This is a genomic window from Hymenobacter aquaticus, from assembly GCF_004765605.1.
Lineage (GTDB): Bacteria > Bacteroidota > Bacteroidia > Cytophagales > Hymenobacteraceae > Hymenobacter > Hymenobacter aquaticus.
This window is the reverse complement of record NZ_SRLC01000002.1, coordinates 1202625-1229220: the sequence shown is the minus strand read 5'-3', so window position 1 is coordinate 1229220 and position 26596 is coordinate 1202625. Positions and strand designations below refer to the sequence as shown.

The following is a 26596-nucleotide window of genomic DNA, read 5'->3' as shown; positions in this document are numbered from 1 at the left end:
AGAAGCTATTTTGAAGCCTTGGGAGCGGTATTTTCCGCCGGCCGGCTGCTCTGGCGGGCTTGTTCGGCGGCGTAGCTTATCCAGTCGGGGCAGCGGGCGGAGCGGGCGGCCAGGCGCGGCTCGACGTTGCTGTGTTGCAGGGGCAGGTTCATAAGCGGCAAGCGAATTAGGAGGCGGCGACCAGGTTTTCCTGTTCCACCAACATGTGCAGGTCCGTGTCGACTACTTCCTTCTGGCGGTCGGCCAGTTGCAGGAAGGAGGCGTAGGCCTTGTTGAGGGCGTTTTTGTCGAAGTCGTAGCCAATTTTTTGCAGGCGGTACGCCAGGGCGGCGCGCCCCGAGCGAGCGGTTAGTACAATCGACGAATCCGCCACGCCCACCTCGCGCGGATCAATGATTTCGTACGTCTCGCGGTGCTTGATTACGCCGTCCTGGTGTATCCCACTCGAATGCGAAAAGGCATTCGCGCCCACAATAGCCTTGTTAGGCTGCACGGGCATGCACATCAGCTGCGACACCATAGCCGAGGTTTCGGCCAGGAGCTGCGTGGTGATGCTGGTATCCAAATGGAGGTAAGGGTGCTGGCGCAGAATCATCACAACCTCCTCTAACGCCGTGTTGCCGGCCCGCTCCCCTACCCCATTGATGGTGCATTCAATCTGCCGGGCCCCGTTCAGGGCGCCGGCAATGGAATTGGCCGTGGCCAAGCCCAAGTCGTTATGACAGTGCGTGGAAAGCGTCACGTTGTGCACGCCCCGCACGTTTTCGTACAGATATTTGATTTTGGCGCCGTACTCCTCGGGCAAACAATAGCCGGTGGTATCGGGAATATTCAGCACCGTAGCGCCGGCCCGGATGGCGGCTTCGCACACGCGGGCCAGGTATTCGTTGTCGGTGCGGCCGGCGTCTTCGGCGTAAAACTCTACGTCTTCCACGAAAGACTTGGCCAGCTTCACGGCGGCCACGGCCCGCTCAATGACTTGCTCGGGCGTGGAGTTGAGCTTGAACCTGATGTGGGACTCCGAGGTGCCGATGCCGGTATGAATCCGCGGGTAGCGGGCGTGCCGCAACGATTCGGCCGCCACCCGAATGTCGTTTTCCACGGCCCGGGACAGGCCGCAGACCGTGGCCTCGCGGGTTTGGGCCGCAATGGCCGCCACGGCGGCAAAGTCGCCCGGACTCGATACGGGGAAGCCCGCCTCAATCACGTCGACACCGAGGAGCTCCAGCTGCCGGGCAATGACGAGTTTTTCGTCTTGGTTGAGCTTGCAGCCGGGCACCTGTTCCCCGTCGCGCAGGGTCGTATCGAAGATCTGAATTTTCTGGGCAGTCATATATCGGAGTACTTATAGCGAATTGCTGTTTGCAAGTACACCGGCAAAGCGCGGCCGGGAAAACGAATTTTCGGCACGCCTACTATTTCCAATAACTGGTTTTTAAATTTCAACTATCTGATTATTAACATTTTTACAATCAATAGAATACAGTGGCTAACGGTAAATCAGCTGTCATCCTGAGCAGCGCGGAGGACCTTCCTCCATGTTCTGACCAAGGTTATTTAACGCACAAAAGCCCTTTACTACCGGCGCGGTAAAGGGCTTTTGTGCGTTGGTATAAGCTGCAGTGGGATAGGTGAGGCAGGTCCTTCGCACAGCTCAGGATGACAGGATAAATAACATCAGCACGCGAGATTCCTCGACTTCGCTTGGAATGACGTTCTACTGTATGGGTCACTTACACCAACAAACTCAGAAAATCCTGCTTGCCGTTCAGGTACTCGTAGGCGAAGCCTTCCTGCTGCATCCGTTGCTGGATTACCTCGATTTCGTGGGGCTTCTGGACTTCGATGCCGACGAAGACCGGGCCTTTTTCCTTGTTGTTTTTCTTGATGTACTGGAAGTGGATGATGTCGTCGTCGGGCTGCAAGACCTGGCTTACGAAGCGGCGCAGGGCCCCGGGGCGCTGGTTGAAGGTCACCATGAAGTAGTGCTTCAGGCCCTGGTGGCGCATGGCCCGCTCCTTGATGTCCTCCATGCGGGTAATGTCGTTGTTGGAGCCGCTGAGCACGCACACCACCGTTTTGCCCCGGATTTCGGCGGCGAACTGCCGCAGGGCCGAGATGCTGAGCGTGCCGGCCGGTTCCAGCACGATGCCTTCCTCGTTGTACATCCGGAGCAGGTCTTCGCAAACCTGGCCTTCGGGCACCAGCACCACGTCGTCGAGCAGCTCCCGGCACATCTCGAAGGTCAGGGCGCCGGGGCACTTCACGGCCGCGCCATCCACGAAGCTTTCGATGTGCGCCAGCGCCTGCCGCCGCCCGGCCCGGATGGCCTGCTGCATGGATGGGGCGCCCAACGGCTGCACGCCTATCAGCTTGGTGTTGGGGCTGAGCTGCCGAAACACGCTGCCCACGCCCGAGGCCAGGCCGCCGCCCCCGATGGGCATGAACACGTAGTCGATGACCTGGGGCGCGGCCTTCAGGATTTCCAGCCCGACGGTGGCCTGGCCCTCGACAATGGCCAGGTCATCGAACGGGTGGACAAAGGCGCTACCCCGCTCGTCGCAAAACTGCCGGGCCGCCTGAAACGTGTCGTCGAAGGTGGCGCCGGTCAGGATAACTTCGACCTGCTCTTTACCGAATAAACGGACTTTGCTCACCTTCTGGGCGGGCGTGTTGGCCGGCATGAAAATGTAGCCCTTCAGCCCCAGCAGCTGGCAGGCGTAGGCCACGCCCTGGGCATGGTTGCCGGCGCTGGCGCACACTACTTCCGGCCGGTGTTGCTCCCGGGCCAGCTGGGAAATCTTGTTATAGGCACCCCGGATTTTGTAAGAGCGCACCACCTGCAAGTCTTCCCGCTTCAGGTACACCGCCGCGCCGTAAGTAGCCGATAAGCCCAGATTTTGCTGGAGCAGGGTTTCGTAAATCACGCCCTGCAAGGTGCGGGCGGCCTGCTCCACGTTGGCGAGCAGCACGGCGGGGGCTGAAGGGGCTATAGTGTCGTTAGGCATCGGCTTCGGCGGTTTTCTTCAGGGAGCGGAGCTGGCGCACCGTCGCGCCGGTCTGCCAGAGCTCCGACTCCCGGACTTCCTGCAACTCGGCTTCGAGCTCCTTGCGGTAGTTGGGCGTGGAGCCGCGCTGAATGGTGCGCTCGGCTTCCTTACCGGAGGCCACGCTGTCGTAGAGCTCATTGAGCACGGGTAGGGTAGCTTCGCGGAAACGGCCCTTCCAGTCGAGGGCACCGCGCTGGGCCGTCACCGAGCAATTGCTGAACATCCAGTCCATGCCGTTTTCGCCGACCAGCGGCACCAGGCTCTGGGTCAGCTCTTCCACGGTTTCGTTGAAAGCCTCGGAGGGCGAGTGGCCGCGCTGGCGCAGCACCTGGTACTGGGCCTCGATGATGCCGGCTAAGGCGCCCATCAGCACGCCCCGCTCCCCGGTGAGGTCGGAGTATACTTCGCGCTTGAAGTCGGTTTCGAACAGGTAGCCCGAACCGACGCCGATGCCCAGGGCAATGGCTTTTTCCAGGGCCTCGCCGGTAGCATCCTGGAACACGGCATACGACGAGTTCAGCCCGCCACCCTGCAGATACAGCCGGCGCAAGCTCGTGCCGCTGCCCTTGGGCGCCACCAGAATCACGTCCACGTCGGCGGGCGGGATGATGTTGGTCTGGTCGTTGAAGGTGATGCCGAAGCCGTGGGAGAAATAGAGGGTTTTACCCGGCGTGAGGTGGGCTTTCAGCGTGGGCCACAGCGCAATCTGGCCGGCGTCGGAAAGCAGGTTGGCAATGATGGTGCCCCGGGCGGCGGCTTCCTCGATGGAAAACAGCGTCTCACCTTCGACCCAGCCATCCTGCAGAGCCTTTTCCCAGGAAGGTGAGTCCTGACGCTGCCCGATGATGACGTGAAAGCCGTTGTCGCGCAGATTCAGCGCCTGGCCCGGACCCTGCACCCCGTACCCAATCACGGCAATGACTTCGTCCTTCAGATAGGCCTGGGCCCTGAACAGCGGATACTCGTCGCGGGTAATTACAGTTTCTTCTACGCCGCCAAAGTTGATGGTTGCCATGATGGTGATTGTTGGGGGTTGGTTGATGATTGTTGAGTTGATTTTTATCCAGCAGACCGTCATTCCGAGCGGAGCCGAGGAATCTCGCGTGCTGACGTTGCCACACTAATTAGTCATGCTGCATCTGTCGTCCGCGCAGCCGAAGCATCTCTCCCGCTTCGTTGCAGTGCCGAGTGGTTAGCATTGCACGCGAGATTCCTCGGCTGCGCTCGGAATGACGGTCTGACGACGCGGGCTACATCGAAAACACCTCGTCGCGGTTGTTCAGAAACTCGTTTTCCACGACTTCCGAGCCGGGCTCGGTGCGCTCAAACTCGCGCAGCTTGCGGTTGAACCCGTCGCTGTGCTTGATGATGGCAATGCGGGCCGAGCGCACGAACTCGATGAGGCCGTAGGGCTGCAAAACCTTGATCAGCATGTCGGTTTCCTCGCGGTGGCCGGTGGTTTCAAACACGGTGTAGTCCTTGCGGATGACCACGACCCGGGCCCCGTGCTCCCGCAAGAGGCGCTCCACGGAGGCTTTTTCGGCAATGACGTCGGTGGGCACCTTGTAGAGGGCCATTTCCTGCCAGATGACTTCCTGGTTGGTGTTGTAGTAGACCTTGAGCACTTCCACCTGCTTTTCGATCTGCTTGGCAATCTTGCGCACCACGTCCTCCGTCTCGTGAATCACGATGTTGAAGCGGTGAATTCCCTCGATTTCGGAGGGCGAGGTATTCAGGCTCTCCACATTGAGCTTGCGGCGCGAGAAAATGATGGCAATGCGGTTGAGCAGGCCAATCTGATTCTCGGTGTAGGCCGTGATGTTGTATTCCTGCCGGTCAATGGGGTGCTCACTCATGGCTGATGTTCGTTGTTTGTCCTGACCGTCATGTCGAGCCTCCGCGAGACATCTCGCGTGCTGACGTTGCCATACTAATTTGATTACCACTGCACGCGAGATTCCTCGGCTGCGCTTTGCTCCGCTCGGAATGACGTTCTATTTTAACCCCACCTCTCAGCGCAACCGGATTTCGCTCACGCTGCAGCCCTGGGGCACCATGGGGAAAATGTTGTTTTCCCGGGTCACCATGACTTCCAGCAGGAAAGAGCCGGGGTGCTGGAGCATTTCCCGCAGGCTGCTTTGCAACTCGTGGCGCTCCGCCACGCGGCGGCCGGCAATGCTGTAGCCGCTGGCCACCGTCACGTAGTCGGGGCTGGCGATGTTGACGAAGGAGTAGCGTCGCTCGTGAAACAGCTCCTGCCACTGCCGCACCATCCCCAGAAACTGGTTGTTGAGAATGATGATTTTGACCTCGACGCCGGTTTGCATAATCGTGCCCAGCTCCTGAATCGTCATCTGAATGCCCCCGTCGCCGATAATGGCAACTACGGGCCGGTCGGGGCGGCCAAACTTGGCGCCGATGGCGGCCGGCAAGGCAAAGCCCATAGTACCCAGGCCGCCGCTGGTGATGTTGCTGCGGGCGTGGTTGAAGCGGGCGTAACGGCAAGCCACCATCTGGTGCTGGCCCACGTCGGTTACCACGATGGCCTCGCCCCGGGTCAACTCGTTGAGCTGCTGAATTACCTCGCCCATCGTCAGCTCGTCGGAAGTCGGAAACAGCTCGTCCTGGATGACGGCGGCTACTTCCTCGGCCCGGTACTGCTCAAAGCGCCGCCGCCACTCCGGGTGCGTTTTCGCCTCAATAAGCGCCGTGAGCATGGGTAAGGTTTCCTTGCAGTCGCCCCACACCGGCACCGTGGTTGCCACGTTCTTGTCGATTTCGGTGGGGTCGATGTCGAGGTGGATGACCTGGGCCTGCTTGGCATATTTGTCGAGGCGGCCGGTGACCCGGTCGTCGAAGCGCATGCCGATGGCAATGAGCACGTCGCACTCGTTGGTCAGCACGTTGGGGCCGTAGTTGCCGTGCATGCCCAGCATGCCCACGTTCAGCGGGTGGCTGGTGGGCAAAACGCCAGCTCCCAGAATGGTCCAGGCCGCCGGAATGCCGCTTTTCTCGATAAAGGCGCGGAATTCCTCCTCGGCCTGGCCCAGCGTCACGCCCTGCCCCCAGAGCACGAAGGGACGCTTGGCCTGGTTGATCAGCGTAGCGGCGGCTTCCACGTACTCGGGCCGCACGATGGGCGCGGGCCGGTAGCTGCGGATGTGGTTACAGGGCTGGTACTCGGGAAAGTCGAACTGCTGGAGCTGGGCATTCTTGGTAATGTCAATCAAAACCGGACCCGGCCGGCCGCTGCGGGCCAGGTAAAAGGCCTTGGCCAGGGCCTCGGGCAGCTGACTGGCCTCCGTGACCTGAAAATTCCACTTGGTAACCGGCGTGGTGATGTTGATGATGTCGGTTTCCTGGAAGGCGTCGGTGCCGAGCAAGTGGGCAAACACCTGGCCCGTGATGCAGACCAGCGGCGTGCTGTCAATCTGCGCGTCGGCCAAACCCGTGACGAGGTTGGTAGCGCCCGGGCCGCTGGTGGCAAACACGACGCCCACCTTGCCCGAAGCGCGGGCGTAACCCTGGGCGGCGTGAATTCCGCCCTGCTCGTGGCGCACCAGCACGTGGTTGAGCTGCCTTTCGAAGTCGTACAGCGCATCGTAAATCGGGATGATGGCGCCGCCGGGGTAGCCGAAAACGGTGTCGACCCCTTCGGCCAGCAGGGCCCGCAAGGTCATTTCCGCGCCCGACATAGTTTGCCGCGCCGTTTCCGGGGCCAGCTGGGTTGTCTTGTCCTGCGTTAACATAGGCTTACGTTTGACGAACCTCAAGAATCGGTGATGCACCCGGTGCTGGCCGAGCCCACGGTGCGGATGTATTTGCGCAGCACGCCCCGGGGCGCCTTCACGGCCGGCGGCGCCCAACGGGCGCGGCGGGCGGCCAGCTCGGCGTCGTCCACCAGCACGCTCATCGTGTTGTTGGCCGCGTCGAGCACCACCTGGTCGCCGTTGCGGACCAGGGCAATGGGCCCGCCGTCGTAGGCCTCGGGGCTCACGTGGCCGATAACGAAGCCGTGCGTACCACCCGAAAAGCGCCCGTCGGTGACCAGGGCCACTTTGTCGCCGAGCCCAGCCCCGATGATGGCCGAGGTCGGCTTGAGCATTTCCGGCATGCCGGGGCCACCTTTCGGGCCCACGTAGCGGATAATGACGACCTGGCCCGGCTGTATGCTGCTCAGGCCCTCGTTGAGCTCTTCTTCCGAGTCGAATACGCTGGCTGGGCCCTCGAAGCGGGTGCCTTCCTTGCCCGTAATCTTGGCCACCGCGCCTTCGGGGGCCAGGTTGCCGTAGAGAATCTGAATGTGGCCGTCGGCTTTTATCGGGTTGGCAAACGGCCGCAGCAGGTCCTGCTCCTCGCCCAGGGCGGCAATGCCGGCCAGGTTTTCGGCCAGGGTCTTGCCCGTCACGGTGGGCAGGTTGCCGGTCAGCAGGCCTTCGTTGAGCAGGGTTTTCATCACGGCCGGCACCCCGCCCAGGGCCGACAAATCCTCCATCAGGTACTTACCGCTGGGCTTGAGGTCGGCCAGCAGGGGCACCCGGTTGCTCACCTGCTGGAAGTCCTGGAGCGTGAGCTTGACCCCGGCCGCGTCGGCAATGGCCAGCAGGTGAATCACGGCGTTGGTGGAGCCGCCCAGCACGGTGATGAGCACCATGGCGTTTTCGAAGGCCTCGCGCACCATGATGTCGCGGGGCTTAAGGTCCTTTTCCAGCAGGCGCAGCAGGTACTCGCCGGTCCGCAGGCACTCTTCCCGCTTCTGCTCACTCACCGCCGGGGCCGACGACGAAAACGGTACCGACATGCCCAGCACCTCGGCCGCCGACGCCATGGTATTGGCCGTGTACATGCCCCCGCAGGCCCCCGGCCCCGGGCAGGCATGCTGAATGATGCCGCGGTAGTCCTCGTCGGAAATGCTGTTCTGCAGCTTTTTGCCGTAGGCCTCGAAGCACGACACGATGTTGAGCTGCTGGCCTTTGAACGAGCCGCCCTTAATCGTGCCGCCGTACACCATCAGGCCGGGCCGGTTTAGGCGGGCCAGGGCCATCAACGAGCCGGGCATGTTTTTGTCGCAGCCCACCACGCAGGCCAGGGCGTCGTAGTTGTGGGCCCCGGCCATGGCCTCGATGGAGTCGGCAATGATTTCCCGGGAAACCAGGGAGTAGCGCATGCCCGGCGTGCCGTTGGTAATGCCATCCGACACCCCGATGGTGTTAAACCGCAGCCCCACCAGCCCCGCCGTTTGCACGCCTTCTTTCACGTGGTCGGCCAGGCCGTTGAGGTGCATGTTGCAGGTGTTACCATCGAAGCCGGTGGAGCAGATTCCCACGAAGGGCTTGCGCAAATCGGCTTCCGACAACCCCGAGCCAATGAGCATGGCCTGGGAAGCCGGTAGGCTGTCGTCCTGGGTGTAAATGCGGCTGTAGGTATTCAGGGCCATAGTTGTCGTAGAGCGCAGAGGTCAGAACTTAGAATTTAGAACTCAGCGCTGAGCAGGAAATGGAATAAGGGAGTACCACCAGAACGGGCTAGGCTCTGAGTTCTAAGCGCTGAGCTCTTACTTCCTGCCCGGTTACCAAGGCCTGGTAGCGGCTGGCCAGGTGGGCCCCGATGGTTTCGGCGTAAGGCTTGCTGAACACCACCTCATCCACCGACGAGACGCCGATAACTTCGGCGGCGGTGCCCGTCATGAAAGCCCCCTCGGCCCCTTGCAACTCGGCCGGCGTGAAGAACTGCTCGTGCACGGTGATGCCGGCTTCGCGGGCCAGGTCGATGATGGTGTTGCGGGTGATGCCGCGCAGGATGCTGCCGGCCGGGGCCGTGTAGAGCGCCCCGTTTTTCTCGAAGAAGAAATTGGCCCCCGGTCCTTCGGCCACGTAGCCGTTCATGTCCAGCAGCAGGGCTTCGTCGTAGCCCCGGCCCTTGGCCTCGGAGCTGGCAATAATGGAGTTGACGTAGTGCCCCGCTACTTTGGCCTCAATCGGGACGGCCTTGGGGTTGGGCCGCTCGTAGGGCGAGATGGTCAGGCGCAGGCTTTGGTCGCCGAGGTATTTGCCCCACTCCCACACGGCCATCAGCAGGTTGCCGGTCGTGGCGTGCTTCAGGCTCATGTTGGGCGTGGCCGCGTAGGCCAGGGGCCGGATGTAAGCGTCGGTCAGCCCGTTTTTTTCCAGCAGCTGGTAGCTGATCTGGGTCAGCTCTTCCACCGAGTAGTTCAGCGGCAGCCCGATGGTCTGGCAGGAATAGTGAAACCGCTCGTAATGCTCCCGGGCCTTGAAAATCTGGCAGCCGCGGGGCGTGTTGTAGGCCCGGATGCCTTCGAAAACGGCGTAGCCGTAGTGCAACGATTGGGCGTAGGCCCCGCAGGTGGCCTCGCTGGCCGGCACAAACTCACCATCCAGAAAGGCGACGGTGTTGCTGTTGAAATACATAAAACGGTGGTTAGAAAGTGGAAATAGGGTACTCGACAAGAAAGACAGGCAGTAAAAAGCCTTCCTGAGCGCGGGGCTTAGAAAGGCTGGTGGATAGCGCACAGAAGCAGTTCCTTCAGCCCGATGGCAGCGGAATAATGATGGGAAGGACGACCAGCAAGGCAGTGGACATGACAACAGGTTGTTTTTCGACGGAGTGAAGGCCGGTTCCCGCAATCCACTCCGATTCAGTTACATTGGTGGTCAGCAATTCCGCTGGCCGGGCCAGGGGCAGCCGCTACGGCCGGTTCGGGCAGTCCCCGGTTCCCGGCCTTTTCAGCAGCCTGAAGCCAAAGTCAGCAGCGGTTGTAACTTGCCCGGCAGCGGCGGCTGGTGGCCCGAAGCTGCACGCAAGTAGCAGTAGCACCCGGAACTCCGAAAAACAATATTCAGGCACTCCACTATTTCCAATTATTATGTTTTTATCTGCAACATATTGCAATACAACCACTTACCAAACACCGCGCTACAATGCCTAACGAAAGCATTGACCCTGTTTTTCAGTTAATTAAGTCGCTGACGCGCTCCGAAAAGCGGCATTTCCGGCTGTTTACCAACCGCCAGGGCTCCAACGAGGGGTTGAAGTTTCTGCAGCTCTTCGACGCCCTCGACGGGCAGGCCAGCTACGACGAGGAACGGGTGCTGGCCCAGGTGCCGGCCATCAAGAAAGTGCAAGTCGCCAACCTGAAGGCCAACCTCTACAAGCAGCTGCTTTCCAGCCTGCGCATGTACCACTCGGGCCAGAACCTCGATATTCAGCTCCACGAGCAGCTCGACTACGCCCGGGTGCTGTACAACCGCGGCCTCTACCAGCAAAGCCTGCGGATGCTGGAAAAGGTGAAACAAACGGCCCAGCAAGCCGAAATGCCCCACATTGCCCTGCTGGCCCTCGATTTTGAGAAGCTGATCGAGGCCCAGTACATCACGCGCAGCCTGCGGGGCCGGGCCGAGGTGCTGTCGGCTGAAGCCTCCGACACGGCCGGGCACGTGGCCCAGCTGCACGAGCTGTCGAACGTGGCCCTGCGCATGTACGGCCTCTACCTCAAGATTGGGCACGTGCGCCACCAGGAAGACTACGACACCATCACGGCGTATTTCCACGCGGCCCTGCCGCCGGTGGATATGGCCCGGGCGGGCTTCTACGAGCAGCTCTACTACTACCAGGCCCACGTCTGGTACCACACCATCACCCAGAATTTCCCGGCCTGCTTCCGCTACGCCCAGAAGTGGGTCGATTTGTTTGAGCACAGCCCCGCCATGAAGGAGCAGCAAACCATGCTCTACATCAAGGGCCTGCACAACCTGCTGATTTCCCTCTACAACCTACTGTACTACAGCAGGTTTATGGAGGTACTCGAAACCCTGGAGGCTTTTGCCGCCGACCCGGACCGGCGCACCAACCCCAACACGGAGATGCTGCTGTTTCTCTACATCTACACCAACCGCATCAACGCTCACTTTCTGCGGGGCAGCTTCACCGAGGGCCTGCAGATCATTCCCGGCCTGCTCGACAACCTCGACCGGTTTCAGGTGCAGCTCGACTCGCACCGCCGCCTGGTGTTCTACTACAAGATTGCCAGCCTGTATTTCGGCAGCGGCAACAACGATAAGGCCATCGAGTACCTCACCAAAATCATCCAGTTCCGCGACGTGAGCCTGCGCGAGGATATTCAGTGCTTTGCCCGCATCCTGAACCTGATAGCCCACTACGAAGCCGGCCGCGACGAGGCCCTAGAGTACCAGATCCGGTCGGTGTACCGCTTTTTGGGCAAGATGAACGACCAGCAGCAGATGCAGGTGGCCATTTTCCAGTTTCTGCGCAGCGTCGGCGACATTACCCCGGCCGAGCTCAAGGAGGCTTTCGTGCAGCTCAAGGAAAAGCTCATCAGCATTGCCGCCGACCCGTTTGAGCGGCGCCCGTTTCTCTACCTCGACATTATTTCGTGGCTGGAAAGCAAGATTGAAAACGTGCCCGTGCAGGAAATCATGCAGCGCAAATTCCGCCGTTTGAAATAGCAACGCACATAAAAAAATGTCCTGCCGGGCGCGGCAGGACGTTTTTTATATCAACGAATGTTTAGGCGCTGTGGTAGGCGGGCAGCTTGGTTTCGGCCAAGCGCTGCTCCATCAGGGTTTTGCTGGCCAACACGATGGTGGCGAAGCCCTGGGGTACTTCCGTGTAGCGCAACGACACCTGCGGATCGGTCCAGTTTTCACTCTTGGCGGCTACCCGCTGGCTGGGGCCGTACTCGGAAAGCAGTAGGTTGTGAATGCCTTTGCAGTTCACGTCGCCCATCACACGCAACTCAATCGAGCAAAGCTTGTCCTTATAGAAACCGTAGCTAATCCCGGTGACGGTGTAAGAGCCCACGCGCAGATTTTCGCGCTTGCTGGTGTAGTACACCGTTTGGGTGCTGGCCTCTACCCGCTCGGGCACTAGGTGCCGAAACTGGCGCACATCGGTACCCAGGGCGGCCCGGCGCTGCTCCAGCACGCGCCCGGCCTGGCCTTTCTGAGCTGCGACGGGGCTGGCCAGGGCCAGGGTAAGCGAGAATACAGCCAGGTACTTCATGAGCGCGGGAGGATAAAAGCGGCCCTTAAGATTAGTGAAAAATAATAATAAAAACTAGTTTCCCTATCCTTAGAAGCTGGCTTTCAGCCCGCAAGCTGAACGCTACGGCATTGCCTCGGCCACCCGAAATGGGCAGTTTGCATAGCTTCTCCAGCAGCAGAATTTGCCCCGGGGGCGGTGCTACCGATGCGCCAAATGGGTGACGGTCATACGCGTCAAGGGGCGGGCTGCGCGGCTGCGGCCTGGGGCTGACTCAGGCACAGGCGCTTAGGGTAATAGCAGGCCATCTTCAGGGCGCGGGGCGGGCTGCCGGGGCTGCAGCTACGGCCGGCAAAGAAGTAATTGCGGTCAGAGCGAATCCAATTAACAGGTGTACAACGTTTTTCATCGCGCGGGAAAAGAAGGTCAACGAGAAGCAGTTGTGAAATCCGGCGCGGCAACCGTAGATTGTATCCTGCCCGGCAACTGCCTTTTTGGGCCAACCGTGCTTTTGCTTTTCTCAGTGCCTCGTGCGGCTGTGCTAGTGTTGCGCGGCCCGTTAGTTTTTCAGCCCGCCGCGCGGACTTTCCTTCACTTTCCCTACATGCCCTTACGCTCTGCTCAAGCCCGCCTGCGCTGCCTCATCATCGACGACAACGAAATCAACCGCCTCACGCTCGAACATTTCGTCGAAATGACCGAGGCCCTGGAACTGGTGGCTTCCCTGCCCGACGCCGTGCAGGCCCTGAACCTGCTGCAGAACGGTACGGCCATCGACCTGCTGTTTCTCGACATCGAGATGCCCCGCCTCAGCGGCCTGGACCTGGTGCGCGCCCTGCCCCAACCGCCGCCCCAGGTTATTCTGGTTACCACGCACACCGATTTCGCGGTGGCGGCCTTCGAGCTGGCCGTGGCCGACTACCTGGTGAAACCCGTGGACTACGCCCGCTTCAGCAAGGCCGTCACGCGGGTGCTGACCGCGGCGGCCGCGCCCGAGCCCACGCCGCCCGCCGCCCCGGAATCGGAGCTGGAGGGCTCGGAGCTGTTCGTGAAGGTCAACAACAAGCTCGTCAAGCTTGATTTCAACGACGTGCTCTACATCGAGGCCATGTCGACCTACTCCGTGTTTGTGACGCCCCGCCACAAGCACATCGTGTACATCACGCTCAAGGCCCTGGAAGAACGGCTGCCATTCGCGCATTTCGTGCGCGTGCACCGCTCCTTCATCGTCAACACCAAGCGGATTGAGGCCGTGGAAGACAACCAGCTGCTGCTCGGGGAGCACGAAATTCCGGTGGGCAAATCCTACCAGGACGGCTTTTTCCAGAAGCTGCGTAGCCTCTAGCCTTCTTACTCCGCCTCGGGGCTCAGCTCCCGGGGCAGCTCTTGCACTACCTGGTCGAGGCGGGTGGTGAGGTAGCCGACGGCCGCCGTGCGGGTTTCGGTGCTGCCCACGCCCTGGCGGGCCTGCTCCAGCTGCTTCACGGCCTCGTCCACGCCTTCCACACCCAGTTGCACCAGGTTGGGCTTGATGTGGTGTACCAGCTCGGCCACGGTAGCCCACTGGCCGTCGGCGGCGGCAAAGCGGATTTGCTGCACCGTGTCGGGAATGTTGCGCAGGAAGGAGCGGATGATTTTATCCACGAACTCCTGCTTGCCCCGGGCCAGCTCGCGCAGGCCGGTCAGGTCGTAGCCCCGGCTGCCGCGGGCCGGCGCGGTGGCAATCAGGCTCACCAGCTTCTGGTAGAGCGAATCTTCCTCGAAGGGCTTGGCCAGGCAGTCGTTCATGCCGGCGGCCAGGTACAGCTCGTTGTCGGCCCGGAAAGCATTGGCCGTGAGGGCCAGAATCGGGACCTGGGCGCGCTGCCGCTCGGGGTGCTGCCGGATGCGGGCCGTGGCTTCCAGCCCGTTCATGTTGGGCATCTGAATATCCATCAGCACCACGTCGTAGTTGCTGGCCGCGTGCATCTGCACGGCCACCAGCCCGTCGGGGGCCTCATCGACTTCCACCTGCCACTCCTCCAGCATCAGGCGGGCCACCTCGCGGTTGATTTCGTTGTCTTCGACCAGCAGCACCCGGCGGCCGGCCAACGAGCCGGTATCCACGACTTCCTCCTTTCGCAGGCGCGGGGCTTCGGCCTTGGGCAGGGTCAGGGTGAAGGCAAAGGTGCTGCCCTTGCCCACTTCGCTTTCCACCCGCAGCGTGCCGCCCAGCTTCTCGACCAGGGCCTGGCTGATGCTCAGCCCCAGGCCGGTGCCGCCAAACCGCCGCGTGGTGTCGGCGTAGGCCTGGGTGAAGCCCTCGAAAATGCGGGCCACCTTGTCGGGGGCAATGCCGATGCCGGTATCCGTGACGCGGAACTCGGTGGTCAGATGGGTGTCGGTTTCGGCCACGAAGTAGCCGCCCACCGTGATGGTGCCGCTTTCCGTGAACTTAATGGCGTTGGACACCAGGTTAATCAGAATCTGGTTGAGACGGAACGGGTCGCCGACTACCCAGGAGTTGGGGCAGCTGTCGCGCAGCGGCGTGCCCTTGAACTCCAGGCCCTTGTCGGTGGCCAGCAACGCCAAGGGCTCCACGGCCTGGCCCATCGAGTCGCAGAGGTTGAAGGCAGTTTGCTCGAACTCCAACTTGCCGGAGGTGATTTTGGCCATGTCGAGCACGTCGTTGAGCACGCCCAGCAGGTGCTGGCCCGAGGAGCGAATCACGTTCAGCAGGTCCTGCTGGCGGGCGTCGAGGCGGGTTTTGGCCAGCTGTCCGGCCATGCCCAGCACGCCGTTCAGGGGCGTGCGAATCTCGTGGCTCATGTTGGACAGGAAGTTTTCGCGGGCCGTGGCCGCAGCCTGGGCCGCCTCGGTAGCTTTCTTCAGGTCCGTAATGTCGGTGCTCACACCCAACACTTCCACCGCACCGTCGGGGCGGCGCAGGGGGCGCTTGATGGTCTGGAACCAGAGCACCTCGCCCGAAGGCAGCGTGTAGGGGTCTTCCTTCTTGATTTCTTCGCCCGTGGCCAGCACGTGGGCATCGGCGGCGGTGTATTCCTGCTCTTCGCGGGCCACGGGGCTGTGCGGGTCCTGGCTGGCGCGCTGCCGATACGACTGAAACTCGCGCAGCTGCGTCATGGCGTGGTTGGTAAACACCAGCTGCCCCCGGCTATTGCGCACGTAAATCAGGCTAGGAGCCGTGTCGAGCACCTGCTGGGTGAATTTCTGCTGATCCAGCAGCCGCTGCTCGGCCTGCACCCGATCCGTAATGTCAAGGCCGTAGCCCAGCATAAACCGCAGCCCCTGGTCGGGCCCGACGATGGACTTGAAGTGCCGCTGGTGGCAGCGCGTGCCGTCGGGGTAGGGCGTAATGTCGTCCCAGCGCACCAAGTGCTGCTCCTGCCGGGCGCGGTCGAACATGCGGTGGCGCTGCTCGGCCAGGGTCAGCGGATAGTTGTAGCGCTGGCAGAATTCGGTAATGGTATGACCCATCAGCCAGTTGCGGGCCTCGGTATCGGGCACGGCGCTGGGGTTGGCGTAGAGGTAGCGCTGCTCCTCATCAAGCACGACAACCTCCACGGGCAGCTCGTTGAGGATGGTTTCGTAGAACTGGCGCTGCTCGGCCAGCTGCCCTTCCATCTGGCGCTGCTCCGTTATTTCCTGTAGGTACAGGTTGGTGTAGGCTTCGGCCACGAACGGCACCGCCGCCACCCGAAACAGCCGCTCCCGGAAGGCCACCTCCAGCTGCCGGGGCTGGTTGTGAGCCAGGGCGTCGGCGGCCAGCTGCTGCAAGGAGGCCCACACCGATGCCCGCTCCGCCGCGTCGAGGTCGTCGCGCAGGCCGCGCAGCACGGCATTGGCAAAAATCGTGTCGCCGTGCTGGTTGAAGCGCAGCACCGGGTTGGGGTTTTGCTCCGGAATGCGCGACATGGATTGCAGCTCGGCGGCAGCCTGGTGCTGGGCCGTCACGTCGCGGTAGCGCAGCAGCACGTTGGTCGAGCCGGGCTGCAGGGCCTGCAACGGCACCACGTCCCGGTCGAGCACCCGGCCGCTGGTCAGGCAGATCTGCACGCTGTGCGAGGGTTGGCCGCTGCGCAGGGCCTGGTCGAACTCGTGGGCCAGCTGCTGGGTCTGGTCGCTGCACAGGGTAATGGCGGCGCTGAGCTCGGCCACGGGGCGCTGCACCCACTGGCGGGTGGGCAGGGGCACGCCAAAGAAACGGCAGTAGGGCTCGTTGAGCAGCAGCACGGTGCCTTCCGAGCTAAGCAGCACGACGCCTTCCGTCAGGTAATCCGCATAATACGCCATGCGCTCATCGGCCACCTGCCGGGCGGCGTGGGCCTGCTGCAACGCCTGCTCCAGCTGCGCGATGCGCTCTTGCGCCTGAGTGAACTCGGCGAGGGTAGGAACAACGGCGGAAGACGAAATTTCTGACATGGTAAGCACTACGACATGGGGCAACTATGCAAGAAATAGAGTTTGCCGACAGCAAATAGGTTTTTTGGCTGAATCGGGGCCCCGGCCGTGCCAACGGCGGCCAAGGCTGGTTAAACGCTTCGGGGGCCGGGACGAACCGCCCGGCTAGCGCGTTGACGTTCCGCTATATAGGCCGGGCACGCTGCGTGGGCGGCGGACCCGGCCGCGCGGAAAAATAGGCACCCCAATGGTTGCGAGCCGCTCTATCCTCTATATTGAGGCCTCAAGCCTCTCGTGTGCGCCCTGCCGAATGGAAGCGTTCCTCCCTATTCTGTTTGCTTCCGTAGCCGGTCTGGGCCACGCCTTCGAGCCCGATCATCTGCTGGCCGTGGGCAACATGGTGTCGCGGCGCGACAGTACGGTGCTGGCCCTGCGCGACGGAATTTTCTGGGGCCTGGGCCACACCACCATGCTGGTGCTGGTGGGCTCGGTGGTGATTCTGAGCCGGGCCACGTTCCTGACCTCGGGCTACTTCGAGGCCGCCGTGGGCGTGGTGCTGGTGGCCATGGGCGTGAGTCGGCTGCTGAACTGGAACAAGCCGCCGGACATCCGGCCGGCGCGCTACCAGCACCGGCTGGCCTACACCGTGGGGCTGCTGCACGGCCTGGCGGGCAGCGGGGCGCTGGTGCTGCTGGTGCTGAGCGAGATTCGCCGGCCGCTGCCCAGCATTCTGTACATTCTCGTGTTTGGCCTCGGCTCGATTCTGGGTATGTTCGTGGTAGCCGGCCTGTGCCGCATCCCTTTTACCAGGCGCATGAAAATCAGCCGCCGGCTCAAGTTCAGCAGCATCCTGCTTTCGTCGGGGCTGTGCGTGGGGTATGGCGTATGGATGGTGGCGCAGAACGTGTAGGGTTTAGAAAATCTTTTTCCCACCTGTCATCCTGAGCTTGCGAAGGACCTTATAGGATAAGAACGATTACCGTAACAACGCTTTGTTCTGACGTGACAAGGTCCTTCGCAGGCTCAGGATGACAGGATAAACAAAGAACCTAGCCAAACAATCAACTCTCAACCAGCAGCAACCCCAAGCCATGCACCTGACTCCGAAAGACCTCGACAAACTGGTGCTGCACCAAGCCGGCTTCGTGGCCCAGAAGCGCTACGCCCGCGGCCTGCTGCTGAACTACCCCGAAGCCCTGGCGCTGCTGGCGACTCAGCTGCTGGAGTTTATCCGCGACGGGGAGGCCGTGACGACGCTCATGAACAAGGGCAAGCTGCTGCTGGGCTTGCAGGACGTGATGCCCGGCGTGGCCGACCTGATTCAGGAGGTGCAGGTGGAAGGCACTTTCCCCGACGGCACCAAGCTGGTGACGGTGCACCACCCCATCTGCCGCGAAACCGGCGACCCGGCCCTGGCCCTCTACGGCTCCGGCCTGACCCGCGCGGCCGCCACCATCCAGCCCGACAACCTGATCAACGACGCGCCCGGCGAGTACCAGCTAACCGAGGGCGAGTTGATCCTGAACGAAAACCGCGACACGGTGGAAATCGACGTGGTGAACATGGGCGACCGACCGGTGCAGGTGGGCTCCCACTACCCGTTCTTCGAAACCAACGCGGCCCTGCAATTCGACCGGGCCGCCGCCTACGGCTTCCGGCTCAACATCCCGGCCGGCACGGCGGTGCGCTTCGAGCCCGGCGAGCGGAAGCGCGTGACGCTGGTAGCCCTGGGCGGCGAGCGAATCGTGTATGGGGGCAACGGGTGGATTGATGGGCGGCTGAGTGAGGACTCTAAAGCTGAAGCCGTAGCAATGGTAGCAAAAGTGGACTTTCCACTAAACCCAAGAGACTGATGAGTGCCACCTCCCAATTAGTCAAAGAAATAGACCAAAGAATCCGCCAAGAGCTGTGGCTTGATTTTCACGTCCACTCTTATGACGGTACCAAGCTGGTAATAGCGGGCGGCAAAGATTTAACATACAGCCACGAACTGGAAATCATCTTCTCAGGCGTCTTCTTTGTTTCCGCCTTTTTTCAAGGCTGGCATTCCGACGTCAAAGCACCCGTTTTCTATTTACCAGACAATGTGCGGGAGCTGAACCTGCAATACGAAATCGAGCAAGGATACACCTTATTTGCATTCTGCACCGAAGAATACCGCAACGATGTGCTTGTAGCCGCTGAGGCTGTCAGCTACAATACGGATACTGTTTTTCACTACAAACGACCGGAACTGAAGGCCAACGAGCGGATAGCAGATTCTGTCATTCGCAACCGGCAGTAGTTCCTATACCTTTCAACCTTACACATATGCCCCTCCCCATTTCCCGCCGCGCTTACGCCGATATGTACGGCCCCACCACCGGCGACAAAGTCCGCCTGGGCGATACTGACTTGCTAATCCAGGTCGAGCAGGACTACACCGTGTACGGCGAGGAATGCAAGTTTGGGGGCGGCAAGGTCCTGCGCGACGGGATGGGCCAGGCCGCCGGTATTGGTCAGGACGAGGCCCTGGATCTGGTGATTACTAACGCCCTGGTGCTCGACTACACTGGCATTTATAAGGCCGACATCGGTATTAAGAACGGGCGCATCAGCGGTATTGGCAAGGCCGGCAACCCGCACATTATGCCCGGCGTGACGCCCGGTATGACCGTGGGCGTGACCACCGAAGTCATTGCCGGGGAAGGCCAGATTCTCACCGCCGGCGGCATCGACTGCCACATTCACTTCATCAGCCCCCAGCAGATTCCCGAAGCCCTGGCCTCGGGCCTGACCACGATGATTGGCGGCGGCACCGGCCCGGCGGCCGGCACCACGGCCACGACCTGCACGCCCGGTGCGTTCTACCTGGAAATGATGCTGAAGGCCACCGAGGCTTACCCGCTCAATTTCGGCTTTCTGGGCAAGGGCAACACGTCCAAGCCCGAGGGCCTGCGCGAGCAGGTGGAGGCCGGGGCGCTGGGCTTCAAGCTACACGAAGACTGGGGCACCACCCCCGCGGCCATCGACCAGTGCCTGACCATTGCCGAGGAGTACGACGTGCAGGTCTGCATCCACACCGATACGCTCAACGAAAGCGGCTTCGTGGAAACCTCCACGGCGGCCTTCAAGGGCCGCACCATCCACAGCTACCACACCGAGGGTGCCGGCGGGGGCCACGCCCCCGACATCATCAAAATCTGCGGGGAGCCCAACGTTATTCCCTCCAGCACCAACCCCACGCGGCCCTTCACGGTCAACACCATCGACGAGCACCTGGACATGCTCATGGTCTGCCACCACCTCGACAAGAACATTCCCGAGGACGTGGCCTTTGCCGAAAGCCGCATCCGGCAGGAAACCATTGCCGCCGAGGACATCCTGCACGACATGGGCGCGCTGAGCATTATTTCCTCCGATTCCCAGGCTATGGGCCGGGTCGGCGAGGTCATCACCCGCACCTGGCAGACGGCCCACAAGATGAAGCAGCAGCGCGGCCCGCTGCCCGAAGACGCGGCCGGCGCGGCCGACAACTTCCGGGCCCGGCGCTACGTGGCCAAGTACACCATCAACCCGGCCCGGGCCCACGGCGTGGCCCACGAAATCGGCTCCATCGAGCAAGGCAAGCTGGCCGATTTGGTGCTCTGGAAGCCGCCGTTTTTCGGGGTGCGGGCCGAAATGATCCTCAAGGGCGGCATCATCGTGCAAAGCCAGATGGGCGACGCCAACGCCTCCATTCCCACGCCCCAGCCCTCCTTTTCCCGGCCCATGTTCGGGGCATTGGGCGCGGCCATCGGCAAGGCCTCGATGGTGTTCGTGTCGCAGGCGTCGGTGGAGCGGGTGCGGGCCGATTATGGCCTGACTAAGCAGGTAGTGGCGGTGAAAAACTGCCGGACTATTGGCAAAAAGGACATGGCCCTGAACGACTACCTGCCCAACATCGAGGTAGACCCCGAAACCTACCGCGTGACCGTGGACGGCGTGCACCTGACCTGCGAGCCGGCCCGGAAACTGCCGCTGGCGCAGCTGTATAGCTTGTTTTAGTAGTTGTCTACCATCCCATCATGTCGAGCAAAGCGAGACATCTCGCGTGCAGTGGTAACTCAAATTACTACCACAACATCAGCACGCGAGATTCCTCGCTCTGCTCGGAATGACGTTCAAATTTGGTCTTTCTGCTAACTCATGTCCCAATTTGCCCGCCTGCTCCACCTCGTCGACTCGTCCATTCCGACGGGGGCGTTTGCCTATTCCTACGGGTTGGAAAGCAGCATTACGTTTGGGCTGATCCAGACGCCGAGCCAGCTGCGCCACTTTCTCTACTCCCATTTGCAGCAGATTGGCAGCCTGGAACTGCCCTTTATGCACAGCTGCTTCGCGCTCGGCCTGAGCCCGGAACTGCAACCCGTGGCCCAGGAATACGAGGCCCTGCTGCTGGTGCCGGCCCTGCACAAGGCCAGCGTGGTGCAGGGCCGCAACTGGCTTAAGCTGCTCGTTTCCTTTTACCCGGAAGCCCCACTGCCCGCCATCCAAACGTGGTTCACGGAGCAGGAAATTCCGCTGCACTTCACCCTGGTTTTTGCCCTGGGCTTGCAGCAGGTCGGCTTTGCCCTGGAGCAGGTCCAGACGATGTTTCTGCACATGCTGCTGCGCGACCAGCTCAGCGCCGCCATTCGCCTGGGTTTCCTCGGCCCGCTGGAAGGCCACCAGCTCCAGCACGATTTCTACGCCGTGTTCGAGCCTATATTGGCCACCCAGGCCGGCAAAACCTACCAGCAAGCCACCCGCTCCGCCTTCGTGCTCGACGCCGCCCAGGTCCTGCACGACGACATCTACTCCAAGCTGTTTCAGAATTAGCCTCGCCTGCCCTATTTTGACTGTCATCCTGAATGCAGCGCAGCGGAATGAAGGACCTTCCTCCCCTACCCCACTGCAGTTCATGACAATGTGCCAAGTCCCTTTGCCAAGCGCGTCAAAAAGGCTTGGTCACATTGAACTACGCTTGTCACTGAGGTGAGGAAGGTCCTTCGCAAAAGCTCAGGATGACAGGGTAAACAACGACAACTCACTCATTCACTAAATCACTAAATCACTCCTTCACCTCATGGCCTTTGTCGATAAGCTGGCCCTGCTGCTGCACGGGCACACCCACGAAGCCTACGAGTCGCCGGGCGACTTTGCGCAGCGCGAAACCCGCCGCCTGCCCTCCTACCGCAACTTCCGCCAGCGGGCCTTTACCGTGGGCATCGGCGGACCGGTGGGCACGGGCAAAACCGCTTTGCTCAAGGCCCTGTGCGAGCGGATGCGCCACGAGCACGAGCTGGGCGTGGTCACCAACGACATCTTCACCCGCGAAGACGCCGACTTTCTGATTCGGAACAGTGCCCTGAGCGAAGACCGGATTGTGGGCGTCGAAACCGGGGGCTGCCCCCACGCGGCCATCCGGGAGGATATTTCCCTGAACATGGACGCCCTGGAAGGCCTCATGCAGCGTTTCGAGAACAAGCTGGACTTCCTGTTCGTGGAAAGCGGGGGCGACAACCTGGCCGCCCACTTCAGCCGCGAGCTGGTCGACTACTCGATTTACGTCATCGACGTGTCGGGCGGCGACAAAATCCCGCGCAAGGGCGGCCCCGGCATCACCCAGTCCGATTTGCTCATCATCAACAAAATCGACCTCAAGGACCTGATCCGGGCCGACCTGGGCGTGATGGAGCGCGACTCGCGCAAGATGCGCGGCGAGGGGCCCTTCCTCTTCGCCCGCGCCATCGACGGCCACGGCCTCGACGACATTATCCACCACATCAAGGAAGCCAAGGCCCGGGCCCTGGCCTCGGTGCGCGAAGACCGGCGGTAGTAGTGCTCAGTGCCTGCCCTGGAACCCCAAAGCAGTGATTTTGCCGCCATGCGAGTTGAGTAACACAATCAATATTTTTTTTTCGATTGTGTTACTCAACTCGCACGGTAACAAGTTTAGTTGACGTAACCGAACGCCCGGAGTAGAACCGGTCCTAATACTTGCGCAGCAGCGGGTTATAACCCAGCATCTCCTCGGTAGCCAGCTCCTGCAATATCTGGTCACAGAACGGTTGCAGGGCCTCCCGGCTGTGGGCGGCGGCGCGCAGCAGGTACACGTCGGGCTTGGCCCGGGACACGGCCACCAGGCAGTTTTGGCTGCTCACCTGGAAGTGCGGGCCGGTACTGCCGGGCATCTTCTGCTCTTCCAGCCGGGCGGCCAGGCGTTGGAAAAGCCCGCTTTCCGGGTCGCCGACCAGGTAGAGCGAGAAAAAGGTCTGGTAGCCGGCGAAGTTGGCGGGCGAGGCGGCAATGTGGTGCCCGGGCTCGAAGCTGAGCCGGTCGAGCAGCACGAGCTTGTCGCCCCGGCTCACCCGCAGCTCGGAGTGGAGGCTGGTGAAGGCGAACTGCTCGCCCTGATCCATGCGGCCCGAGTGAAACCAGTCGACGAGCAGCAGGGTGGCCGTGGGGTGGAGCTGCCAGCGTTGCTGCTGCCGGTAGCGGCTCTGGGCCTGCAACACCACCGGGTCGGGAAAGACGACGGCCAGGGCCTCGGCGGCCACCGTGCCGGCCACGTGCTGCTCGGCCACGGCCCCGTCCGTCGATTTGAAGATCTTGGTATTGGCCTGGGTACTGACCACGAGCCGGGCCCCGGCCGCCACCCCGATGCGCAAGCGGATGGCGTCGCCGGCCACCATGCCGCCGCCGTAGCTGCTGAGCACCACGTGGCAGGCCGGCGTGGGCGAGCGGGGATTCAGCAGCTTCAGGGGTTGCAGGTTGTGGCAGCTGATGAGCCGGCTCCGGCCCCGCACCCGCGCCACTTCCACGGTACTCCAGTTCATACGAGTAGTTTGTTCAGCGCCCCGCCCAAGTCAACCGCGAACTGAGCTCGGCAAAGTAACTTGATTAGCGCAAGCTCCCGCATTGCCCCCCCCCGAAATACGGATGTCGGGGCCGTGGCACCCGCATGTTTTGGCACTAACCAGACCGCATACTGCCGGGCGGAGCCAACAAAGCTTCGGCCAGGTAGTCGGAGCTTCGGAGAAAGGACTGTGGAAAGCAAGAGCCAGAGTAGATAAGCAAAGCTCGCCCGTGGCGGGGCGACCAGCAAGCGCATTATCCGCGCACTTGTAACATCGGAGCCAACGGGCGGCTACACACCCAGCTGCCCCCGTTTCCCTTGCCCGGTCGGGCGCTGGCCAGGCGACTAACTACCATTTAGTACGTTTTCCGGCGCAACAAATCCGGAAAGGCGCCTGCAAAGCGGGGGCTGATTTGAGTACAGAAAAGCTTAACTCGAAAGCTGTAGGAAGCTGCGGAAGATTATCATAGTATTATATTCAAAACAAATCATTTTACATGAGAAACATCGTACGCCTGTATCCACCTGTCAGAAAACGAATTAAAGACGCTTTACCTCGTCTCTGGTTGTCAACCACCCAGAGCAAAAGCCTTCTGTTTCCCACTGCTGGGCTCCTGGCAGCTATCTGCGGGCTACCCACGACCGTAGTCGGGCAGCAACAATGCAACAGTGCCGTGACTACTCCACCCGCTAAAGCAACGGAATATCTGGTAGTCAATATCACCAATAGCTGTGTCCTGCAACAGCCAATCGACAACCGAAACGTAGCTCCTACCTTTTCGTTTTCCGCTCCCGCGCTCAATGCCGTTCCCAACAACCCCAGTGTAAACTACACTGAGGCTTTTCAAGCTGCCGCCGCGATAATTAAAAACAACGGTGGCCACGGGAAAATTATAATTCCAGCGGGCAGCTACACGGTTGGTCGGCAGACAAGCCCGAACAGGCACGGCTATTACAAATACGGGGAAGATATCCTGGATTTGACTGGGGTAGCAGATGTAACGGTAGAAGGAGAAGTGGATCCGCTGGGCAAACCCAGTAGTATCGTTCAATGGGCCGGGGGCCTTGACTACGGTTCGTTCGGCCCCGATGCTCATTCTACTGATATAAGAACAATAGCTAGTGGGGGAAAATTTATGCTACTCAAAAACGCCACGCAAGTCACGTTCCGGAACGTCGAGTTGAATGGCAATATCAAGCAGTTTAACGCCGGGGGCACCTGGGGAGACGTCGGCCGGCAGATTGAGCACGATGGCATCTTGGTCTGGGACAGTGATGCTGTTACACTAACCAATATCTCAGCCCACCATTTTGGGCATGATGGCATCCTCATCAACAATGCAACGCCCAATGGATTGTTTTCACCCCATCGGAGCATTGCCCTTCAGAATTGCCACTTTGATACCAACGGGCGCAACGGCCTCAGCTGGGTATCCGGCATCGGCTTGACGGCAACCAACTGTACCTTTAATCATAACGGTGACGCCTCGCAGCTGGAAAATCACCAGGGCGTGTACATGGTCAGTATGCCCATTGCCGGCTGCGACATCGAACCGGAAACCGGCGTCACAGCACAGGGCGCTTTTAACCACTGCCAGTTTCATGAGAATGGGGGCCCCGGCCTGGTTTCCGATGGTGAAGGGCGGCCCTATCGGGCCTCGTACATTCATTTCGAGTTCTGCTCTTTCCTGGGCACGACAGGTGCCCCAATTTTTGTGGAGCAGCCCCGGTTTTCGTACACCAACTGCCAGTTTTACGGGACGATTACCAGTGGCTACCGCGCCGATACGAGGGCGGAAGGCACGAACTACGTGAACTGTCTTTTCTCCGATAAATACGCCAAGGATGCTGCCGGCCTCCCGATTGCCGGGAATACGTATCCTGCCTACGGCCTCCAGCCAGGGTATGTACAGGGGAAGCTGCTTGATCTGAACTTCAGCAAGTGGAAGCGCGCCACCTTCGAGCGGTGCGAGTTTGTCGCGTACGAGTCAATCATTCTCAATTTTGGCGTGAACACACCCGATTATATTCTCATAAAGGATAGTTGCAGAGTTTCCCCTCCCTTGGATGAGTGCGCGATTTTCAAGGTGTGTCATTTCAAATACGGCTCAGCGGCCAGCACCACGGCAGCAAACTATCTGACTTGGGCGCCGGGAGCAGCGTTTGTAGGCAGCACGCAGTTCACGAATCTGGCTGCCCCCACCAACAACGCCGTGCAAAATTTTCGGCTTTTCTGGAACCGCATTTCCAGTGAAAGCAGCCTAGGCACAGTCAATCTTAATGCAGCGCCTAGCTTCTACGGGGTAGAGTGCCCCGGCCTGAAAATCGGTGACTCCCCTTCCGACCCCATTAAAGTGGTAATCGGAAACCAAAACACCTTGCAGGTTCAGCAGCAGGGATATTTAAAGACCGAGGCGGCAACCTCCATTGTGGTGGAAGATGGAGGGGTGTTCAGCTTGGTGCAGCATTCGCTGAGCGAGCTGAGAGGAAACATCACCATTAAGCACGGCGGCGTTATGAGAATAGGCTGGGATGATGCTACCGCCAAAATCTACGGCAACATCACGGTAGAGGATGGTGGAACTCTGCAGATTTTCCCCAGAGCCATTATTCATCTTTACGGCAGTATAGATGTGCAAAGTGGGGCAAATCTCTTTATTGCGTCCAGCAGTATTTATCCTGAGCTCTCCGCTTCCTTCAACCCCAACGGGACATCGGAGTACTGCGGCCATGTGTTCAACATTGCCTCCGGGGCCAACCTGCTAACCGATAGCCGCGTGAATTTCAGCGGCGTCAATCTGCACATTACGGGCGGCCATACCGGTATAACGCCGCACAGCCCGGCACCCACCTGCCCGGCTGCCCGCCCGGGTCAGCAGGCCAGTACGGGTTCTACAGCAACGGCCGATTCGCGAGGCACCGAAGAAATAACTGTTTACCCGGTGCCCTTCGATACGCAAACCATACTACGCTGGCCCGCCACGACGGGCAAAACGGTAGAGGTAAACGTACTGGATGGATTCGGGCGTACTGTGCAGAAGCTGACACTACCGGCTCAGCAAGGTTCTGTGGAGCTGGGTAACGACTGGAAGCCCGGGCTATATTTGATTCAGGTACAATCTGTGGAAAGGACCACTACGACCCGCGTAGCTAAAAACTAGGCTCTTTTACAAGCACAAAAAGGCTCCTCTACAATAGAGGAGCCTTTTTTCTGTGCCACACTTTCCTGATCGTTCTTATCAAAAGCTTGGCACAAATGTAAAATGTG

At 60.7% G+C, this 26596-nt stretch carries 20 protein-coding genes; 9 read left to right on the top strand and 11 right to left on the bottom strand.

Annotated features, from left to right (window positions below; genetic code table 11):
* Positions 1-5: 5 nt before the first annotated feature.
* From E5K00_RS22875 to E5K00_RS17885, 8 genes are all read right to left on the bottom strand, one after another.
* Complete coding sequence (locus tag E5K00_RS22875) at positions 6-152, bottom strand: hypothetical protein (protein ID WP_167856940.1); 147 nt, start codon at positions 150-152, stop codon at positions 6-8.
* Positions 153-166: 14 nt separating this feature from the next.
* Positions 167-1333: a 2-isopropylmalate synthase gene (locus E5K00_RS17915; protein WP_135464647.1), complete on the bottom strand. Its 1167-nt coding sequence runs from the start codon at positions 1331-1333 to the stop codon at positions 167-169.
* A gap of 400 nt (positions 1334-1733) precedes the next feature.
* Positions 1734-3008, bottom strand: a complete 1275-nt coding sequence (gene ilvA, locus E5K00_RS17910; RefSeq protein WP_135464646.1) for a threonine ammonia-lyase IlvA — start codon at positions 3006-3008, stop codon at positions 1734-1736.
* Positions 3001-4065 (bottom strand): ketol-acid reductoisomerase, encoded by a 1065-nt coding sequence (gene ilvC / locus E5K00_RS17905; protein ID WP_135464645.1) that lies wholly within the window; start codon positions 4063-4065, stop codon positions 3001-3003. The genes ilvA and ilvC overlap by 8 nt, the downstream gene beginning before the upstream one ends.
* A 235-nt stretch (positions 4066-4300) precedes the next feature.
* Positions 4301-4906, bottom strand: coding sequence for an acetolactate synthase small subunit (gene ilvN, locus E5K00_RS17900; RefSeq protein ID WP_135464644.1), 606 nt, complete (start codon positions 4904-4906; stop codon positions 4301-4303).
* Positions 4907-5062: 156 nt separating this feature from the next.
* Positions 5063-6799 carry a biosynthetic-type acetolactate synthase large subunit gene (gene ilvB, locus E5K00_RS17895; RefSeq protein ID WP_135464643.1) on the bottom strand — a complete coding sequence of 579 codons (1737 nt, stop codon included), beginning with the start codon at positions 6797-6799 and terminating at the stop codon, positions 5063-5065.
* A 20-nt stretch (positions 6800-6819) separates the two neighbouring features.
* Positions 6820-8487: a dihydroxy-acid dehydratase gene (gene ilvD, locus E5K00_RS17890; RefSeq protein WP_135464642.1), complete on the bottom strand. Its 1668-nt coding sequence runs from the start codon at positions 8485-8487 to the stop codon at positions 6820-6822.
* A gap of 88 nt (positions 8488-8575) precedes the next feature.
* Positions 8576-9478, bottom strand: coding sequence for a branched-chain amino acid transaminase (locus E5K00_RS17885; protein ID WP_135464641.1), 903 nt, complete (start codon positions 9476-9478; stop codon positions 8576-8578).
* A gap of 510 nt (positions 9479-9988) precedes the next feature.
* Between E5K00_RS17885 and E5K00_RS17880 the strand changes: the two genes are divergently transcribed.
* A complete protein-coding gene (locus tag E5K00_RS17880) occupies positions 9989-11533 on the top strand; it encodes a hypothetical protein (RefSeq protein ID WP_135464640.1) in 1545 nt (514 codons plus the stop codon).
* A 61-nt stretch (positions 11534-11594) separates the two neighbouring features.
* Here E5K00_RS17880 and E5K00_RS17875 read toward each other — a convergent pair whose 3' ends face one another.
* Entirely contained in the window at positions 11595-12089 is a 495-nt protein-coding gene (locus E5K00_RS17875; RefSeq protein ID WP_135464639.1) for a hypothetical protein, read from the bottom strand.
* A gap of 583 nt (positions 12090-12672) precedes the next feature.
* Here E5K00_RS17875 and E5K00_RS17870 point away from each other — a divergent pair.
* On the top strand, positions 12673-13413 hold the full coding sequence (locus E5K00_RS17870; protein WP_135464638.1) for a LytR/AlgR family response regulator transcription factor: 741 nt from the start codon (positions 12673-12675) through the stop codon (positions 13411-13413).
* Positions 13414-13418: 5 nt separating this feature from the next.
* Here the strand turns inward: E5K00_RS17870 and E5K00_RS17865 are convergent, their stop codons facing one another.
* Positions 13419-16490, bottom strand: a complete 3072-nt coding sequence (locus E5K00_RS17865) for an ATP-binding protein (RefSeq protein WP_135464637.1) — start codon at positions 16488-16490, stop codon at positions 13419-13421.
* Positions 16491-16779: 289 nt separating this feature from the next.
* Between E5K00_RS17865 and E5K00_RS17860 the strand changes: the two genes are divergently transcribed.
* The 6 genes from E5K00_RS17860 (at position 16780) to ureG (ending at position 22308) form a co-directional block, all read left to right on the top strand.
* Positions 16780-17379, top strand: a complete 600-nt coding sequence (locus E5K00_RS17860; RefSeq protein ID WP_135464636.1) for an urease accessory protein — start codon at positions 16780-16782, stop codon at positions 17377-17379.
* A 181-nt stretch (positions 17380-17560) separates the two neighbouring features.
* Positions 17561-18322 carry an urease subunit beta gene (locus tag E5K00_RS17855; protein ID WP_135464635.1) on the top strand — a complete coding sequence of 254 codons (762 nt, stop codon included), beginning with the start codon at positions 17561-17563 and terminating at the stop codon, positions 18320-18322.
* A complete protein-coding gene (locus tag E5K00_RS17850; protein ID WP_135464634.1) occupies positions 18322-18753 on the top strand; it encodes a hypothetical protein in 432 nt (143 codons plus the stop codon). The genes E5K00_RS17855 and E5K00_RS17850 overlap by 1 nt, the downstream gene beginning before the upstream one ends.
* Before the next feature lie 26 nt (positions 18754-18779).
* Positions 18780-20495 carry an urease subunit alpha gene (gene ureC / locus E5K00_RS17845; RefSeq protein ID WP_135464633.1) on the top strand — a complete coding sequence of 572 codons (1716 nt, stop codon included), beginning with the start codon at positions 18780-18782 and terminating at the stop codon, positions 20493-20495.
* Between the two features lie 141 nt (positions 20496-20636).
* A complete protein-coding gene (locus E5K00_RS17840) occupies positions 20637-21308 on the top strand; it encodes an urease accessory protein UreF (protein ID WP_135464632.1) in 672 nt (223 codons plus the stop codon).
* Between the two features lie 247 nt (positions 21309-21555).
* Complete coding sequence (gene ureG, locus E5K00_RS17835; RefSeq protein WP_135464631.1) at positions 21556-22308, top strand: urease accessory protein UreG; 753 nt, start codon at positions 21556-21558, stop codon at positions 22306-22308.
* Positions 22309-22462: 154 nt separating this feature from the next.
* Here ureG and E5K00_RS17830 read toward each other — a convergent pair whose 3' ends face one another.
* Complete coding sequence (locus E5K00_RS17830; RefSeq protein WP_135464630.1) at positions 22463-23308, bottom strand: urease accessory protein UreD; 846 nt, start codon at positions 23306-23308, stop codon at positions 22463-22465.
* A gap of 517 nt (positions 23309-23825) precedes the next feature.
* Between E5K00_RS17830 and E5K00_RS17825 the strand changes: the two genes are divergently transcribed.
* A complete protein-coding gene (locus E5K00_RS17825) occupies positions 23826-26489 on the top strand; it encodes a right-handed parallel beta-helix repeat-containing protein (RefSeq protein WP_135464629.1) in 2664 nt (887 codons plus the stop codon).
* The last annotated feature ends 107 nt before the right edge of the window (positions 26490-26596 follow it).